The organism is Paenibacillus sp. FSL R7-0331, from assembly GCF_000758645.1.
In the GTDB taxonomy this organism is placed as follows: Bacteria; Bacillota; Bacilli; order Paenibacillales; family Paenibacillaceae; genus Paenibacillus_AQ; species Paenibacillus_AQ camerounensis.
On record NZ_CP009284.1, the window covers coordinates 6,815,833 to 6,833,470 of the forward strand.

15 protein-coding genes and 1 riboswitch are annotated in these 17,638 nt (G+C 51.6%); of the genes, 8 read left to right on the top strand and 7 right to left on the bottom strand.

The annotated features are described in order from the left end of the window. Positions 1-34: 34 nt before the first annotated feature. The gene (locus R70331_RS29665; protein ID WP_042181763.1) at positions 35-1,660 is read left to right on the top strand and encodes an extracellular solute-binding protein; all 1,626 of its coding nucleotides are present in this window, start codon (positions 35-37) and stop codon (positions 1,658-1,660) included. Here R70331_RS29665 and R70331_RS29670 read toward each other — a convergent pair. After that, positions 1,646-2,071 (bottom strand): hypothetical protein, encoded by a 426-nt coding sequence (locus R70331_RS29670; protein WP_042181764.1) that lies wholly within the window; start codon positions 2,069-2,071, stop codon positions 1,646-1,648. The two genes, R70331_RS29665 and R70331_RS29670, sit on opposite strands and share 15 nt — an antisense overlap. 64 nt (positions 2,072-2,135) lie before the next feature. Then, positions 2,136-4,241, bottom strand: coding sequence for a TerD family protein (locus tag R70331_RS29675; protein ID WP_042181767.1), 2,106 nt, complete (start codon positions 4,239-4,241; stop codon positions 2,136-2,138). 337 nt (positions 4,242-4,578) lie between these two features. On the opposite strand from R70331_RS29675, the gene R70331_RS29680 reads away from it, so the two are divergent. The 3 genes from R70331_RS29680 to R70331_RS29690 all read left to right on the top strand — a co-directional run bounded on the left by R70331_RS29680 (position 4,579) and on the right by R70331_RS29690 (position 6,993). Continuing rightward, on the top strand, positions 4,579-4,761 hold the full coding sequence (locus R70331_RS29680; RefSeq protein WP_042181768.1) for an ATP-binding protein: 183 nt from the start codon (positions 4,579-4,581) through the stop codon (positions 4,759-4,761). 198 nt (positions 4,762-4,959) lie between these two features. Then, on the top strand, positions 4,960-6,165 hold the full coding sequence (locus R70331_RS29685; RefSeq protein WP_042178813.1) for an IS4 family transposase: 1,206 nt from the start codon (positions 4,960-4,962) through the stop codon (positions 6,163-6,165). Between the two features lie 588 nt (positions 6,166-6,753). After that, positions 6,754-6,993, top strand: a complete 240-nt coding sequence (locus R70331_RS29690; RefSeq protein ID WP_042181770.1) for a hypothetical protein — start codon at positions 6,754-6,756, stop codon at positions 6,991-6,993. Positions 6,994-7,072: 79 nt separating this feature from the next. On the opposite strand, the gene R70331_RS29695 is transcribed toward R70331_RS29690, so the two are convergent. Then, the gene (locus tag R70331_RS29695) at positions 7,073-7,798 is read right to left on the bottom strand and encodes a 3-ketoacyl-ACP reductase (protein WP_042181773.1); all 726 of its coding nucleotides are present in this window, start codon (positions 7,796-7,798) and stop codon (positions 7,073-7,075) included. 240 nt (positions 7,799-8,038) lie between these two features. Here R70331_RS29695 and R70331_RS29700 point away from each other — a divergent pair, with 240 nt between their 5' ends. Genes R70331_RS29700 through R70331_RS29715 form a run of 4 tightly spaced genes read left to right on the top strand, consistent with a single transcriptional unit; the run spans position 8,039 to position 12,018 of the window. Next, on the top strand, positions 8,039-9,136 hold the full coding sequence (locus R70331_RS29700; RefSeq protein WP_442950561.1) for an iron-siderophore ABC transporter substrate-binding protein: 1,098 nt from the start codon (positions 8,039-8,041) through the stop codon (positions 9,134-9,136). Continuing rightward, positions 9,129-10,169, top strand: coding sequence for a FecCD family ABC transporter permease (locus R70331_RS29705; RefSeq protein WP_042181776.1), 1,041 nt, complete (start codon positions 9,129-9,131; stop codon positions 10,167-10,169). The genes R70331_RS29700 and R70331_RS29705 overlap by 8 nt, the downstream gene beginning before the upstream one ends. After that, positions 10,166-11,203 carry a FecCD family ABC transporter permease gene (locus R70331_RS29710; RefSeq protein WP_042181778.1) on the top strand — a complete coding sequence of 346 codons (1,038 nt, stop codon included), beginning with the start codon at positions 10,166-10,168 and terminating at the stop codon, positions 11,201-11,203. Before R70331_RS29705 ends, R70331_RS29710 begins: the two co-directional genes overlap by 4 nt. Further along, the gene (locus R70331_RS29715) at positions 11,203-12,018 is read left to right on the top strand and encodes an ABC transporter ATP-binding protein (RefSeq protein ID WP_042181782.1); all 816 of its coding nucleotides are present in this window, start codon (positions 11,203-11,205) and stop codon (positions 12,016-12,018) included. The genes R70331_RS29710 and R70331_RS29715 overlap by 1 nt, the downstream gene beginning before the upstream one ends. Before the next feature lie 87 nt (positions 12,019-12,105). Here the strand turns inward: R70331_RS29715 and R70331_RS29720 are convergent, their stop codons facing one another. The 4 genes from R70331_RS29720 to R70331_RS29735 form a co-directional block, all read right to left on the bottom strand. Continuing rightward, positions 12,106-13,491: an amino acid permease gene (locus tag R70331_RS29720; RefSeq protein WP_042181785.1), complete on the bottom strand. Its 1,386-nt coding sequence runs from the start codon at positions 13,489-13,491 to the stop codon at positions 12,106-12,108. Between the two features lie 139 nt (positions 13,492-13,630). Further along, a riboswitch (glycine riboswitch) is annotated at positions 13,631-13,710 on the bottom strand. 148 nt (positions 13,711-13,858) lie between these two features. Continuing rightward, complete coding sequence (locus tag R70331_RS29725; RefSeq protein ID WP_042181786.1) at positions 13,859-15,079, bottom strand: MFS transporter; 1,221 nt, start codon at positions 15,077-15,079, stop codon at positions 13,859-13,861. Between the two features lie 383 nt (positions 15,080-15,462). Beyond that, positions 15,463-16,887 carry an L-arabinose isomerase gene (gene araA / locus R70331_RS29730; protein WP_042181787.1) on the bottom strand — a complete coding sequence of 475 codons (1,425 nt, stop codon included), beginning with the start codon at positions 16,885-16,887 and terminating at the stop codon, positions 15,463-15,465. A gap of 54 nt (positions 16,888-16,941) precedes the next feature. Beyond that, positions 16,942-17,637 (bottom strand): L-ribulose-5-phosphate 4-epimerase, encoded by a 696-nt coding sequence (locus R70331_RS29735; RefSeq protein ID WP_042181788.1) that lies wholly within the window; start codon positions 17,635-17,637, stop codon positions 16,942-16,944. Position 17,638 lies beyond the last annotated feature (1 nt).

The window sequence follows — 17,638 nt, forward strand, 5'->3', positions numbered from 1 at the left end:
CCTAAGGTCTGCAGCTGATAAGGAGGATAATGGAATGAGTGTGAGTTGCCGGCGGTATGCCGCCCTGATTGCAGCACCGGTAATTGTCGCAGGCCTGGCTCTGCTCAGCGGCTGCAGCCTGAAACCCGGCAATTTGTCCGCTGAGACGGCTGAGCAGCCGGCTCAGGCTTCTCCCGCTCCCGGATACACCATCTCCTGGACGATGCACCAGAACCTCCCGGTTCCTGAGGATGCAGCAGTCGTCCGTGAAATCGAGCAGAAATTTGGCGTCGATCTTGATATCTGGAATCTGGAGAACAATAAATATGAACCGCTGCTTGATCTGAAGCTTGTACAGGGGAATATTCCCGACCTGTTCCGGATCAGGCAGACCCAGGATCTGCTGAAATATCAGCAGCAGGGCGTGCTGGCGGAAATTCCGCAGGAGCTGCTTAACACCTATGCGCCTAATATTATGAAGGCAATCCGGGAGAACGCCCCTGCTTATCAGAATCATGGCGTCATTGACGGCGCTTACTATGGTATCCCCGTTGTTAATCCTACCAATATCTATCGTATCCCGGTTGTGTACCGCCAAGACTGGCTGGATACACTCGGCCTGACTGTACCTGATACGCTGGCTGATTTTGAGAAGGTAATGTATGCCTTCGCGAATGGCGATCCGGACGGAAATGGCGTGAAGGATACCTACGGCCTGTCGCTCGAAGGGATGAATGTGGTTTTTGGAGCATTCGGGCAGATTATTTTTGCCGATCAGCTCTATTTCAGCAGGCAGGAGCAGCAGCTGGTCATCGGTGCCCTGCAACCGGAAATGAAGGAAGCGCTGCGTTATCTGCGCAAGTGGTATCAGGATGGGGTTATTGATCCGGAGTTTGTTACCGGGGAGAATAAGGGCGGTTATAAGCACTTGTCCCATGCCGTTACAGGCGGCCGGATCGGCATGACCTCCATGGGCAATTACTACCACTGGATTCAGGACGGCGATTATTCCACATGGACGACAGATGAGCTGGGAAAAACCGTGGAAATGCCGGTTGCAGCCACCTTCAACGCGAAGGAGCTGACGGCCAAAAACCCGGACGCCCGGATCGTATTCGGGCGTCCGGTAAGCGGACCGGAGGGCAAGCGCGGCTCCAAGGCCTACGATATGCTGATGAGCTTCACCGCAATCGGGGCAGATGCCGTGAAGGAGCCGGGCAAGCTGGAGACCATCCTGCAGATTCTCGACTACGTCAGTGCCAACCCCGACCGGCAGGAGGATACAGCGATGAAGTTCGGCATTCAGGGTGAGCACTGGGATTGGGCGGATAGCCTGAACAAGGAAGTGGTAGTGCTGCCGCCGTATGACCGGACCTTCAGCTATCAGAACACCATCGGCGCCAGCCTTGGCATGACGGTACCTGTGATGCCGGATGACCGCAGGGAGCAATGGGCGGCTACACTTGGACTGGAGCAGGACGGTATCTACAATGCGCTGGAGATTGCAACGCCAGCTCTAGTTAAGAACGGGCCGGAGCTGATCCAGCTGCGGAACGAGGCTTATATCGCCTTCATCACCGGTGAAAGACCGCTTGAGGAGTTCGACAGCTTTGTTAAGGAATTTATGGCAGCGGGCGGGGCTGAGGTGCTGCGGGAGGCGAACGGACTACCAGAATCCTAATGGATAGCCAAGACCCCATACATGCAGTAACGGTAATACGGCCAGCGAAGTTGTAATGTGCATATTCAGCTTTTGTTCCGTTGAGAAATTGGTAACACCTCTCCACTGCACTAATCTTGTCATGAGAATATGAAGTAAAAGAAAGAAAAGATTAAGGATTACCAAAAAATAACTTCTGAAAAATCCCTTACTGTCATGTACACCAAAAGCATAAAAATCAAAAGCTTTATCAATATGGTAGTCCCCATATAAGCTTATAGGCAGACTGATTATTAACAGCGTCGTTGTCATACGCAGACACCATGTTAATAGCCTCAAATGATCATTGTCCCCCGCTTTATTAATGATAGCCCCGGCAACGACAAAGAGGATTAGGCTTACAGCAATAATTAATATTTCTTTAAGATCCATCAGAACGCTCCAAGTAGTCAGTTATGCTGATTATTATACCGCGACTGCTGTTTCTAGTCTCCACTCACACAACATACTCAGCCATAATCTGCTCGATATGGAAAGGAGTCAGCCCCTGCTCTACCGAAAATACAGTATCCGCATGGCGCGGAGATTCGGCAAGCTGTCCCCGGGCCTTGACGTGGAGCATGAACAGATCGTACAGATCCGGTTTTTTGAGCTGGGTCATCGCTTTGCCGGTCAGCACCATCCCCTTTTGGTTACCCTCCACATTGTTATAATAATTAGGATCTCTTGTCAGCGACAGGTCCGTCCAGATCACCGTCCGTTCCACCAGATCCAGTATGACAGGGATGGCAATCCGTGTATCGGCTGTGACGTCTATTTTATTTACTACGGCTGAAGGCTCATAAATCTCGCCGGAGCCGGGCTTCTTCCGCATCATCCAGCCGGTAAAGCATTCCGGCAGATTGCAATACGGCTGCTCCGTGAAGGAATTCAGCGACGCCACCACATATCTTCCGCCATACTCAATAATAGAAGGGATATGCAGATCAATGAACTCACTGGCCCCGAGAGGCGCCGACACAATATCCCCGCTGTGATGTGCCAGATACTTGGACGAGCGCAGATTCGTGTACGAGATATGCTCTACATAGTTCCAGTTATGATCATACATGACCGCAGACAGGTCAATATCCACCCGGCCTGTAGACACCCCGTTCACCTTCCCCTCCTTCCACCAGCTGAAAAAGCGGATCGTATCCCCTTCTCCCATCGGCAGCCGGCTTCCACGGACTAAGGTATGCAGCACTTTGCTGGCTGATCTTTGGGAGAACGGTACATGGTAATTTTTGAGCCGCTCATCCACGTACGCACTGCCCAGAGGCGGCAGCTCTGCAAAACGTCCGATTAAAGCCTGTTCGCATATGTTTACGATGTCCTGACAGACTCCGGCCTCAATCACAGGCAGCGTATCAGGGACAGCAAAGACCTTGGCTACATTCCCTTTCGGGAAAAAGACCCGCAGCTCCCGTTCCTCCAGACGGCTGGAGAAATGGTTCTTTACCTGCAACAGCACCGGAGTCGATACCTGCTCTACCGCCTCGCCAAAGGCCAGCACAACGTAATCCGTGTGTTCCGTCCCGCGCAGCAGATGATCCAGTCTCCGCGCGAATTCACCTGGACGCTTAATCAGCAGATCCAGTGCATTCCACACCTGCTTATATTTCAAAGCCAGCTCCACGCTGCTGTTAAAGGATGTAAAAGGCTTGTTGTTCCGCAGAATATCCCAGGCTTCCTCACAGCGCGCATACCGCTGCTTGTACTCGGACGGATGCAGAATCTCGCCCAGCCGGATCCAGCGGTCCTTATGTCTCAGCATATCCTCTGTCAGCGGCTGGCATTGCTCCAGCAGGCCAAGCAGCAGACGGCGTCCGCTGCGCTTGAATTTGCGGAAACGCACCGGGGCCGCCAGGCTGACATCACCATCCGACCAGGCTACGGCCAGGCGCAGCACATCGGTCGCTGTTTTAAAGTACCGCCCCAGCCGCGCAAGGTTAGCCTTGTTATGCTTCAGCAGCGATGATATCACGAAAGCGGTATTTTCCTTGAACGGAATGTCCGGCGGCAGAATCTCCTCCAGCTCCTCCGGTTCAAGCGCCGCTATTACGGCATCAATATCCTCTTTATCGGCTGCAGAGATTGAGCCTTTGGCCTGAATAAGCCGGCGGATCATTAAGCAGAAATCCTCACTGTCCCCAAGCCCGATCACCTTTAATTTCACCTGCTCCTGAAGCGGCTCTCGCTCTGCAGACCCTTTGTATACCGGAAGGTCCCAGGTATAGTAATGGTATATCGCATTCAAGTACAGGATGGCATCCTGCTGCAGCATAACCTGCTCCGGAAAGCCGGGATACATCGGTACATACTCTACGTGCGCACCAACCATAACCTTCAAATCTGCAACCAGCTGCTCGTACAGCACCTCAAAATCTTCCTTCGGCAGCTCGCGTACCGCGCGGAACAAAGCCGGAGACAAGGCAAAGCCCAGTGCTTCCAAATTACGGGCTGCCGCCCCCAAATATCCGTCCGCCAGCCGCCCGTTTCCGGTGTGCTGATTCACAGTAATTTTATGTGCTCTTCGTAAATAAATCGTGTTCATATTCATATTAAAGTGTCCAGGAAAGCCGTATCCCTATTTAGAATAATCCTCATGGTTTAGAAGGAAGGAATATGATAGCCTGGACGCCTCCTCTCTAGGGTAAGCATCCTTCAGGAAAGCTGCGGCCCTATGTCATTTACAGTGAGTTAGAAGGAAGGACCGCAATAGCCTGAAGGCTCAAGCATCCCGGATTCTGATGATCCCGGCCGTTTGATGTCCTTATCATCGCATACCATACTACGGGCAAACAGGGCGGAAGTATTACGACAATGGAAAAAACGGGAAGGTTTTGTTCTTTACAGTATTTTTATAACTCCAAGGGCTGCTTCAGGAAACTGCCAGAATGAGGCCCAGCGGGGGGACAACGGATATATCCGGCAAGCATCACGGGATGGGCCTGTACATTGCCGAATCTGCCGCTCAGCAGCATGGGGGGACGCTGACACTGGAGAATGTGGCGCCTTCCGGCGGAGGGAGAGTGACGGTGAGGATCAAGGCAGGTAGCAACACGGGTTCTAATAATTGACCATAGATGGATAGGTCCAGATGAACTAAGTGGAAATCCTCCACTAGACATGCGGCAAAGCTAACATGAAAATTCATTTGAAATAGTTAGCTAATTATGGATAAAAAAGATGAGTTTACTCTGGTGAAAAATGAAAAAAGCCCTAATGTAGAGAGAGTAGGCAGGTTACCCACATCTCTCCACAAAAGGAGCTAATCCATGGGTAACATATCGCAAAATTCAGTTTTACGCAAGTACTTACAGCATTTAATGTTACATTCTTTTCGTTGTCCATTCGCAGATCATTATTCTAAAAAACTTACCGTTGGGGCCGCGATTACCCTTTTTGTAGAAGCTCAGTTGCAGCAGAGGCGGACTCTTTCCGACATTGTGCTCCATTTGGAAACGAATGCAGAGCTTCAGGACATTACCGGACTCACGACCATTCACGAATCGACCTTGAACCGCAAGCTTGACGCTATCCCTCTTGCTTATCTCGAGTGGTTGTTTACCGATCTTGTTCAGGAAATAAAATTGCGAAAAGCAGAAGCCAAGGGCATCAAGCATCTTGGAAAGTTAGCACCCGTCGATTCAACGAGCCTTTCGCTACCCAAAATACTCGGCGATTGGGCGTTTTATCAAAATAAGACCAAGGGTGTCAAAATCCATACGCGGTTGCTTTCGCTGGAAGCAGGGTGTCATTTTCCGGATGAGATTGTCCTTTCCACTATCGGCGTGTCGGATCAAAAAGCGGTCAAATATCTGGTTGCCCCTGGAGAATTCACCTATATTTTCGACCGTGGCTATGTGCATTACGGAAACTTCAGAGAATGGTCGGAAGGGACGGTGCTTTTTGTAGCCCGGATTCGTGCAAAAACAAAGTACACCGTGCTGACCGAACATCCCATTTCGGGTAGCAGCAATATTACTCGGGACGCTGACGTTGAGATTCTGGATAAAAATTCGGGCCAAACGTTTTGCGTTCGCCTTGTACAATTCAAAGATAAGCATGGAAAAATCTACGAGGTCATCACAAATCGTCAGGATCTTTCAGCCGAAGACGTTGGTGAAATTTATCGCTGTCGCTGGCAAATTGAGCTGTTTTTTAAATGGATCAAGCAGCATCTGGCCACCGTAACGTTCCACAATCACCACCCCCATGCAGTGTGGGTCCAATGTTACATCGGAATCATTACGGCGCTACTTTGTCAGCTCATCCATTTAGAAGTGCAGTCCACCCTAAGTGTATGGAGCATGCTGCGAAAGATGAGGTATTATGCCATGAAAGACTGGGATGTATTTATTGAAGCGCTGAATCGTGAACCGACTCGTCGTTCTAAAGGTCGGCAAAAGATCCCTAAGCCCGCAGAAACGCCAGAACAAACGAAAGAGAAACGAGCGACGGTAAAGATAATTCTTAGATAGCAAACAAAATATACCATTATATGGTAACCAAGCCTACGACTTAAGGCGCCACTGTTCTTTTTTCGTTGGGTCTATAAAACAAAATGTAAAATTATTACTTTTATCTCGAATTAGCTCACATGTAAGTTTGTATGCATGTCTAGTGGAAATCCTCCGCCTATTTTCTGGGAAACCACCGGAATAAGGTTGATAGGTGGAAAAAGGCTAATTAATTCTGCTGAATTTAGGTATACGGAGCGTTTGCTGCCCGAATAAATGGCGATTTTCCAGCTAATGTCTATAAATCTTGAGAAACCACGGATTTAAGTAGCGAAAATCCAACTAAATTGCTAAGGTCCTCCGATTTACCTTATTAAAAGAATCAAATAGTAACCCGCCGCTAATCCGGCACAGTATATTAACCGCCTAATGCCCTCCCGTCAAGAAATATTCCGAAAATAGACGACAGCACAGGTAACTCCCTATCAGAGCTCCTCAAAAAGAAGTTATACCGCAACATGTGCGGCCAGGCTGCTTTTTTCAACTCCCGCCATCTTCCTGTACAATGGATTCCAGAATGCTGATACATGACAGGAAAGGAGAACCCTGATGCACAGTGTGGACAAAATCAGATTTACGCTCTTTTATGGTGAACCTCCCCAAACAGACAGCCACGGCTATATGGAACTCAACCGGGAGGGAAATATGATTGCGCTATACACCAAGGATGGGGAGGAAATGGATATCTATGGCGGGCATGAGTTCGTCAGAGTGGGTACGCTCGGCAAATTTGATGAGAAAGACCGTGATCATTTCTACACCTTACTAGAAAGGGACGGGGTAGGCTGAGCTATCCGGCAGGCTGGTAACCGGCAGCTGAAAGAGGCCACCCCTCCCGGGATGGCCTCTTATATCAATTATTCTCTGATCAGAACGGATTCGTAGCAATAAAGCTCGCTGTCTTCACATATACACGCGGGTTCAATTTCAGCTGGTCGATAATGAACTCTGCAATATCCTCAGGCTGAACGAACTTCGCGTCATTGTTCTCCTTGATCAGGTTCAGATCCAGTGCCAGATCTGTTGCAATGGTGCTCGGAGTCAGCGCCGATACACGGATGTTGTTGCGGCGGACCTCCTGGGCCAGGGATTCGGTCAGGCCGATCATGGCGAACTTCGATGCACTGTAAGCACTCGATGTAGCTGCGCCGTTAAGTCCGTTAGTCGAGGAGATGTTAATGATATCTCCGGCATTCTTGCCGATGAGCTGCGGCAGCACAGCCCGGGTTACATAGTAGGTTCCCATCAGGTTGACGTCAATCATACCCTTCCATTCTTCCGGGTCCATTTCCAGCAGTGTTCCGAACGTAGCGATCCCTGCGTTGTTAATCAGAATATCCGCAGCTCCCAGCTCATTCTTGAGTGCTTCAACTGCCGTATCTACCTGCTCTTTCGAGGAGATATCTGCAGCTGCATAAGCAGCCTTAACCCCGTAAGTCTCGATTTCAGCCGCCAGTTCCTTCAGCAGGGATTCTGTTCTGGCCAGCAGGCCTACGTTTACGCCTTCCTTGGCAAGCGCAATAGCCGTTGCCTTTCCGATTCCTCTTGCAGCTCCGGTTACGATTGCTGTTTTTCCTTGCAGTGATTGTGCCATGTAAGCAGGCTCCTCTCCATTTTTTTGACAATATCCTCATTTATTATACTATGCCCGGACAGCCAGAGCTAAATGCTGTACGTGATATTGACAATCTAAATAGGCCAAAAGCCGAGTCAGTCCAAATTTTATTTACCATTTTTTTATTGACACCAGTCCCGATTGCATATATATTGTTCGATAATGAGAATCGTTATCAAGTATTGTTAAATACACAATATAAAGGATGGGGTCACACAAATGAAACACATGAATACAACACGAAAGTATACTTTCAGAACGCTGCTTGCTCCGCTTGCGCTTACCCTTGCGCTGGTAGGCTGCGGTAACAACACCGCATCTAACAATGCGGCTTCACCGACAAATGCTGCGGCTACTACTGCACCGGCGGCTACCGAAGCCCCTGCTGCTACAGATGCCGTTCAATATCCGATCACAATCAAAACTGCGCTGGGTGAAGCTGTAATCGAAAGCAAGCCTGAACGTGTCGTTACTATTCAATGGGGTAATCAGGACGTTGCCCTCGCGCTGGGTGTTGTTCCAGTGGGCTTCTCGGCAGCAAACTTCGGCGTTCAGGACGACAGCGGACTACTCCCTTGGACCAAGCAAAAGCTGGACGAGCTGGGCGTAACCGATCCAAACGTATTCCAGGATACAGACGGCCTTGATTTCGAAGCGATCTCCGATGCTGATCCGGACGTCATTCTTGCCGCTTACTCCGGCATCACCCAGGAAGACTACGACACACTGAGCCAGATCGCTCCGGTGGTCGCTTACCCGGTTTCCCCTTGGACCACCACATGGCGTGAGCAGGTTAACCTGATTGCTGAAGGCATGGGCATGAAGGCCGAAGGCGAGCAGTTGATCAAGGACACCGAGGACTTGGTAAAAGAAAAGCTGACTGCCTATCCGCAAATTGCCGGCAAAAAAGTCGTATGGGTTAACTTCTCCGCTGACGACCTGTCCAAGCTGCATATCTATGCGCCAATTGATTCCCGCGTCTCCTTCCTGTATGAGCTGGGAATGGAATATCCGGAAAGCATCACCAGCCAGATTACAGATCCGACAAGCTACTCTCTGAGCCTGAGCGCCGAGAACGTAGAAGCACTCAACGATGCAGATTTGATTATCGGATATGGCAATGACGAACTACTGAAGGCTCTCCAGGCAGATTCCCTGCTGGGCAAAATCCCTGCGATTGAGCGCGGTTCAGTTGCTTTCATCGACAGCGATACACCGCTTGTTGCTGCCGGAACGCCTAACCCGCTGCCTATTGCCTACACTATCGATGAATATCTCAAGCTGATCGGCGGAGCTATCGACAAGATAAATGAATAGTTCTGAGACTTCTGAATATAAAAAGCCAGCCCTGCATACCCCGCGGAATTTCACGCTGGTCCTGATCATCTGCTTCATCCTGCTTGGCTTATGCATTGTCGCCTCGCTGGCCTTGGGCTCGCGGGTGACCAGCTTAAGAGAGCTGCTCGACGGTTTATTTCATCCGGACGTGCAGTCCTTCGGAGCCAACGTAGTCCGCAAGCGGATATCCCGGACAGTATTCAGCATAATGTGCGGTGCAGCGCTCGGCGTATCCGGGGCGCTTATGCAATCGGTCACCCGCAATCCTATTGCGGACCCGAGTATACTGGGAGTCAATACCGGCGCTGCCTTATTCGTAGTGTGCGGAATTGCCTTTCTAAACATAAGCTCAGCCAGCCAATTCATTTGGCTGGCTTTGGCCGGAGCTGCGCTTACCGCAGTATTCGTATTCGGAATAGGTTCAATGGGGCGTGGCGGAGCCACCCCCATTAAGCTCGTTCTGGCGGGTGCTGCGACGAGTGCAGCCCTTTCTTCTCTCGTCACTGCCATCATGATTCCGCGTTCCTATGTCATGGATAAATTCAGGTTCTGGCAGGTAGGCAGCGTCGGTTCGGGAAGCTGGGATAACATCTCCACCTTCATCCCTTTTCTGATCGCCGGCATGCTGATTGCCATACTGACAGCGCCTGCGCTGAACGCGCTGGCCCTGGGCGATGATGTCGCCACCGGACTCGGTGTCAAGACAGGCTTTCTGCGGTTTACCGCCGCTCTCGCCGGGGTTCTCCTCTGCGGTGCAACAACGGCACTTGCAGGCCCGATCGGTTTCATCGGACTCTTATCCACTCATGTTATCAGGCTTATTCTAGGCCCCGATCTGCGTTTTGTCATTCCCATGTCCGCTATAGCCGGAGCTATTATTCTAACTGTGGCTGATATTGGCGGCAGGCTGCTGGGCAGCCCGGGAGAGCTTGAAGTCGGTGTTGTAACAGCGTTCATCGGAGCACCGATATTAATCATATTAGCTATGAGATCGAAAGTGCGGTCCTTATGACAAATCATCTTCCTTCAACCCAATTTATCATGGCCGGAAGGCGGCAAAGACGCCGACGCTGGGTACTGGTTACCGGCCTCTTGGCCTTCCTTGCCTGTGCGCTCTGTATAGCTATGCTGCTGCTCGGCAATACCATCTATCCGCTTTCGGAGGTAATCCGGGCTCTTTCGGGAGAGCAGATCAAGGGAGTCTCCTTTGCTGTGAGTACAATCCGTCTGCCGCGGATGCTGGCCGGCCTGTTTGCCGGGTTTGCTTTTGGCGTTGCCGGCTACACCTTCCAGACCATGCTCCGTAACCCCTTGGCTAACCCGAATGTTATCGGGATTACCTCCGGCTCCAGCGCGGCGGCTGTGTTCTGTATTGTTATCCTTCATGCCGGCGGAGCTGTCGTCTCTCTGGCTGCAGTCCTTGCCGGTCTGGCTACTGTCATTCTGATCTATATCCTGTCCAGAGGTAGAACCTTTTCTATCGGGCGTCTGATCCTTGTTGGTATTGGTGTGCAGGCGATGCTGGATGCCATAATCTCCTATCTGCTGCTGATCAGCTCGGAAAAGGATGTTCCGACCGCCATCCGCTGGCTTACCGGCAGCCTTAACGGCTCGCAGATGAGCGAGCTGCCGCCGCTGGTAATTACAGTAATAATCTGTGCGCCTGTCCTCATTCTGCTGGGCAAGCATCTTGATATCCTGGAGCTCGGGGAGCAATCTGCATCTTCACTGGGTGTACATACGGACAAAACCCGGATTCTGCTGATTGTCGGCTCTGTCTGCATGATTGCTATCGCCACCGCAACAACAGGTCCGATTGCCTTTGTGTCCTTCCTTTCAGGACCGATCGCCAAAAGACTAACCGGAGCAGGCTTCTCCGGTATTATCCCTTCAGGACTGGTTGGCGTTGTTCTGGTTCTGGCGGCAGATCTGATCGGCCAATTCGCCTTCGTGACCCGTTTCCCGGTAGGCGTAATCACCGGGCTGCTCGGAGCGCCGTATCTGATATACCTGCTGATCCAGATGAACCGGAAGGGAGAATTATAATGAATCAGGCGCATACTTTTCAAGTCGAACGCCTCGTAGCAGGCTATGAGAATAAAACGGTTATCCAGGATGTCAGCCTTGTGCTGCCAAGCAGCAAGATCAGCGTCATTATCGGCTCGAACGGCTGCGGCAAGTCCACGCTCCTGAAAACGATGGCCCGGCTGATCAAGCCTTCCTCCGGCACCATAACGATCGACGGAAAGCCTCTTGCCAAAATCGCCTCGAAGCCCCTTGCCCGCACGGTCGGAATGCTGCCGCAGTCGCCGATTGTTCCGGAGGGGATTTCCGTAGCTGATCTGGTCGGCCGGGGCAGATTTCCGCACCAGTCGCTTTTCGGCAGCTGGAGCAAAAAGGACTATGAAGCCGTTGCCGAAGCGATGGAGATTATGAAAATTACCGAGTTCGCCAATCATCATATTGATGAGCTGTCCGGCGGCCAGCGCCAGCGCGTCTGGATTGCCATGGCACTGGCGCAGCAGACCGATATCCTGTTCCTTGATGAACCGACAACGTTCCTCGACATCACCTACCAGGTAGAGATTCTGGACCTGCTAACCGATCTGAATCGCAAGCACGGCACTACCATCGTCATGGTGCTGCATGATATTAACCTGTCGGCCCGGTATGCCGACCATATCTTTGCCCTTCATTCAGGCAAGCTGGTCGCTGAAGGCACGCCGGATACAGTGATTACGAGCACCCTGGTTAAGGACATCTTCGGACTGGACTGTGCAGTAATCAAGGACCCGGTTGCCGGCTCCCCGATGATCGTACCCAAGGGCCGCTATCATGCCGGTTATGTACCTGTTTCTTAACAGACAGGCTTTAGCGGATACACAGGACTCACTACAAATAAAAGCACCCCGGTTAGGGAGTGCTTTTATTTGTGTTCCGATTTATAGCTAGAGCTGATGCCCCGCCTCCGTATTAATTCCGGTCTCCCCGCGGCTCTTCTGCTTCCTGCTTCTCACCGAATACAGGACGAATAGCAAAATGAACCAGACCGGAGTGAACAGCAGCGCCGGACGGGTCTCCTCGGCAATCAGCATAATGATCAGGATCGCCGCGAACAGCGCCAGAACAATGTAGTTAACGGCCGGAGTAAACGGTGCCTTAAACTTGGAGGCAGCCTGCAGGTCCGGCCGGTTCCGCTTGTATTTGATGTGGCATACCAGTACGACGCCCCAGACCCAAATGAAGCAAATGGCGCTGACCGTGGTTACAATGCCGAAGGCCTGCTCCGGAACCAGCTTGCTCAGCAGCGCACCGGCTGAAACAACCAGTGTAGAAATGAACAGCGAATGGGCCGGCACATGATTTTTGTTCAGCTTGCCGAACCGGGCAGAGGCCTGATCCTTGCGGCTCAGATTGTAGAGAATCCGGCTGGTCGAGAACATCCCGCTGTTGCAGGCCGATGCGGCTGAGGTCAGCACGACAAAATTGATAATCCCGGCAGCAATCGGAATACCCACGAGGCTAAAGGTTCTTACAAACGGACTCTCCGCCGGGCTGAGCTGGGTCCACGGGTTAACGCACAGCAGAACGAACAGCGCGCCAACGTAGAAGAACAGAATCCGCAGCGGGATTTTGTTAATTGCTGACGGGATATTTTTCTCAGGATCAGCGGTTTCTGCCGCCGACACCCCTACGAGCTCTACACCGACATAAGCAAATACGACCATCTGGAAGGAGAACAGGAAGCCTGTGATGCCGTTCGGGAATACCCCGCCGTGCTGCCACAGGTTGCGGACCGTTACCGTTCCTGCATCTGTTTTGAAGCCCATGACGAGCAGGACAATCCCAAGCCCGATCAGGGCAAGGATCGTAACTACCTTGATCAGTGCGAACCAGAATTCCAGCTCGCCGAAGCTTTTGACGGTCAGCAGATTAAGTCCCAGCAGAATAATTAAGCAGATAACGGCAGGTATCCACTGCGGGATATCAAACCAGTATTGTACATAGACACCGACCGCAATGACATCGGCCATCGCCGTCATAATCCAGCAGAACCAGTACGTCCAGCCTGTAACAAAAGCAGCCTTCGGCCCCAAATAATCCTCAGCTATATCCGTAAAGGACTGGTATCCCGCCTTGGACAGCAGCAGCTCCCCCAGTGCCCTCATCACAAAAAATACAGCGATCCCCACAATCAGGTAAGTGAACATAATCGACGGACCTGCTTTTTCAATAGCCCGTCCTGATCCCAGGAATAATCCTGTGCCAATGGTTCCTCCAATTGCGATTAACTGAACGTGCCGGTTAGCCAGCTCTCTCTTTAACTCTGCCATGCCTGTTTCCCCCTTATGATTACAGCCTGCTGCTGCCAATAAAAAAAGAGACTGGATATGATCATCCAATCTCCCGGCTCATAAGAATATCAAACACTATCCGCCCTGCAGGCAGCAGCCCGCAAGGCAGATAAATATTCAGTACTCTTCTGTCCTTTTGCCTGAGATTGTGAACCCTTCGGCGCTGCGGTAGCCCGCAGTCTCTCCAGAAGCTGCTCCTGCTATAGTGTGATCCATAGCATTCATAGCCTGTAGTGTATTAAGTTGGTGAAGCGTTAATGCATTCTGATATTCTAACATATTACTCGCGGTGTGAGTATTAGAGCTGTGAAAAAAGTCTCATTTCCAATTTTATACTTACGTGCGCCTAACCCTGTACCTGCTCCTCCTCAGCCTTTCCGTAAAACTTAAGAAAAACAATGATACCGATCAGCGCTACAACGATGCCCGACCAGAAAAACCATACCTGCACCCCGTACCGCTCAGCAACCGGTCCGGCCAGGGCCAGCCCGATTGGAGAAGACAGCATCCCGATGCTGGAAACGAGCGAAATGACCCGCCCTAACGTTTCCGGCTCATAAGCCTTCTGAATCATCGCCATATAGGGGCCGTTGAACAGCGGCGCAGCAGCGCCCATGAGGAAGGACAGCACAGCAAAGGCTACGAAGGCCCCGCTGCCGACTACTCCGCTAAGCAGGCAGGTCAGGCCGATAATAACAAGGCTTACGCTCATATAGGTGGAGTCACGCCACTTGGAGGACAATACCGACAGCAGTACGCCACCCAGGATCATGCCAATGCCGAATACCGCCTCTATAACACTCGCGCTGTATCCGCCCCGGCCAAAGTGCTCCAGCGTCATCAGCGGGAACAGCATGGCCAGCGGCATAAAGACAACACTGAAGCCGGCCATGGCGATTGTAATGAACACGATCGGCTTTACGGAAACAAAGGTCCGCCAGCCGAGAATGAACTCCTGCCGGAAGGATGGTGCCTGCACCGCCTCCGGTTTCGGCTGATGGATCTTTACCATCAGCAGCATGACGTTGGCAATCAGCGCACCTGCCACATCAAGCAGGAGCACTGTTCCCAGCGATGTAGCCGAGTATACGGCAATCCCCAGCGCCGGTCCCAGGATGCTGGAAGCGGAGAAGACCATCTGCTGCCAGCCTGCTACCCGGGTTAACTGGTCCTCCGGGGCGATCAGCGGGACGGCCGCCTGGAACGACGGCGCATGGAATGAGGAGGCCACGGAGCGGATGAACAGGACGACATACACGACCCACAGGCCCGGATCACCCCACAGGTAATAAGCGCCCAGGGCCAGGCTGGTTACAGCAATCAGACTGTCTGAGATGATCATGGTCAGCTTGCGGTTCCAGCGGTCCAGCAGCACACCGATAAACGGCCCCAGGATGGCCTGCGGCAGGAAGCCGACAAGTCCGGCAACCATCAGTACAGAGGCTGATCCTGTCGTTTCGGTTAAATGCCAGATAATCGAGAACTGCACCATCGATGAAGTCAGAATCGAGAAGATCTGACCGCTGAAGATGAAGGCAAATGTCCTCTTCCAGTGCATATGATTCATAAATTGCAGCCTCCCAAAAATAAAATAATTTCTCTTGTCAATTTGCCGATAATCAAAAAAACAGACCCAAGTCCAGTGGGCTTGAGTCTGCTTGCTTTACGTATCAGAACAGGGCATAGCCAAATAAGGCTCTGCCATATAACCGTGCGGTTCGCGGTCTATGTCCCATACGTAATAAAACAAGCAACTCAAAAAAGCCCACCTTACCGGTGAAACAAGCTCTTCCGGGTACTCATCTTAAACGTATGAAATAGATCATAGTCCGCAAGCCTCCTTATCGTTAATTAGCCGTATCTTATCACCGGGAATAGAAGGTGTCAAACCTAAAACCGCAAAAAAAAAGCAGGTAAGCCACCGCTTACCCGCTCCCCGCTACTATACCTTTATTTGATGATTACATATTCCAAGCCTACAAGCTTAGCGTAGCTGACGATCTGGTCTGTAGTCAGGTTCAGGGAAACCACGGTGTGGTGACCGCCGCCGTTCTCGATCCAGGCCTTCACTCCGTCCTGGAAGTTAGGCTTAACCTTCCACAGCACACGGGCTACCGGAAGGTTAGGAGCCGCAACCTCAGGCTCGAAGGCTTCCACTTCATTGATCAGCAGCTTGTAGTGTGTGCCGAAGTCTGCCATCGAGACAACAACGCCTTCGCCTGCTTTGCCGTCAAATACAAGGCGGGCCGGATCTTCACGGTCGCCGATACCCAGCGGCGATACCAGCACCTTAGGCTTGCTGCTTGCCAGGCTTGGATCAACCTCAAGCATGTGGGACTGCAGAATGGCTTCCTTGCCTTCTGCCATCTCATACGTGTAGTCTTCCATAAAGCCGGTGTTCACGTTGTGGGCCATAACCTTCAGCAGGCGGTCAAGGGCAGCGGTCTTCCAGTCGCCTTCGCCGGCGAAGCCGTAGCCTTGAGCCATCAGGCGTTGCACCGCCAGACCCGGAAGCTGCTTCATGCCGTGCAGGTCTTCAAAGTTAGATGTGAACGCATTGTAGCCGCCGTTATCCAGGAAACGCTTCAGGGCAATTTCGTAGCTGGCCTGAACCTTAACGCTCGCTTCCCATGCTTCCTTGCTGTAGTTGCCGTAATCGAAATCGTACTGCTCTGCATATTCAGCGAACAGGGCGTTGATCTCTTCTTCCGTTACTTCGTTTACATAAGCAACCAGATCGCCGATACCGAAGTAGTCAACAGTCCAGCCGAACTGGATCTGAGCTTCTACTTTATCGCCTTCAGTAACCCCCACATTGCGCATGTTGTCGCCGAAACGGGCAACCTTGATGTTGAAGCTTTCGTTGTAAGCAACCGCTACGTCCATCCACTCGGCAATCTGCTTCTGGACATTAGGGCGCTGCCAGTAGCCTACAACCACTTTGTTCTGTTTGTTCAGGCGGGCATTGATGAAGCCGTACTCACGGTCACCATGGGCAGCCTGGTTCAGGTTCATGAAATCCATGTCGATGGTTGCCCAAGGAATGCTCTCATTGTACTGGGTAGCCAGGTGAAGAAGAGGCTTCTGCAGCAGATTGGTGCCGCGGATCCACATTTTGGCCGGGGAGAAGGTATGCATCCAGGTGATTACACCGGCAACCTCGTCACGGTAGTTGACTTCCTTCATGATGGTGGTGATTTTGTCCGCGCTGACTGCCAGATCCTGCAATACAAGCGGGTAAGGCAGAACGCCGCTGTTATTCAGTGCATCTACCATTTCCTGGGCGTGGGCTTTAACTTCTCCCAGAGCCACTTCTCCATACAGATGCTGCGATCCAACAACGAACCAGAACTGCTTGTCACTAACTGTTGTCATTTATATTCATCCTCTTCTCTTAAATTGTAATAGTAGGCTAATCTGTACCCAATATTACTTCTGGCCGTAGTAAGCGTCCTTGCCGTGCTTGCGCAGATAGTGCTTATCCAGAATCCGCTGCGGCAGCTCCTCGGCGAAATGATTCAGCTCACGGGCAAAATGGTTCATCTTAGCCACTTCCTCCAGCACCACACTGTTCATAACAGCGGAATGGGCATCCTTGCCCCAGGTGAATGGTCCATGACCCTTCAGCAGTACGCCGGGAACCGCCATAATATCAATGCCCCGCTGCTCAAACGTCTCGATGATCACATGTCCTGTCTCTGCTTCATACCCGCGGTCAATCTCCTCCTGTGTGAGGAACCGGGTACAAGGTACAGCGCCGTAGAAGGTGTCAGCATGCGTAGTTCCCATAACCGGAACATCAAGTCCCGCCTGCGCCCAGACGGTTGCCCACATGGAATGCGTATGCACAATGCCGCCAATTTCCTTGTAATGCTTATACAGCACAGCATGGGTTGGTGTATCCGAGGAAGGTCTCAGCTCGCCCTCAACAACGTTACCGTCAAAATCGACAACGACCATATCGCTGGCTTTCATTTTTTCATAGCTGACTCCGCTTGGTTTAATGACGAACAGGTTACGCTCACGGTCAACCGCGCTCACATTACCCCAGGTGTACTTGATGAGTCCTTGCTTAGGCAGATCCAGATTGGCCTGGAATACCTCTTCCTTCAATTGCTCTAACACA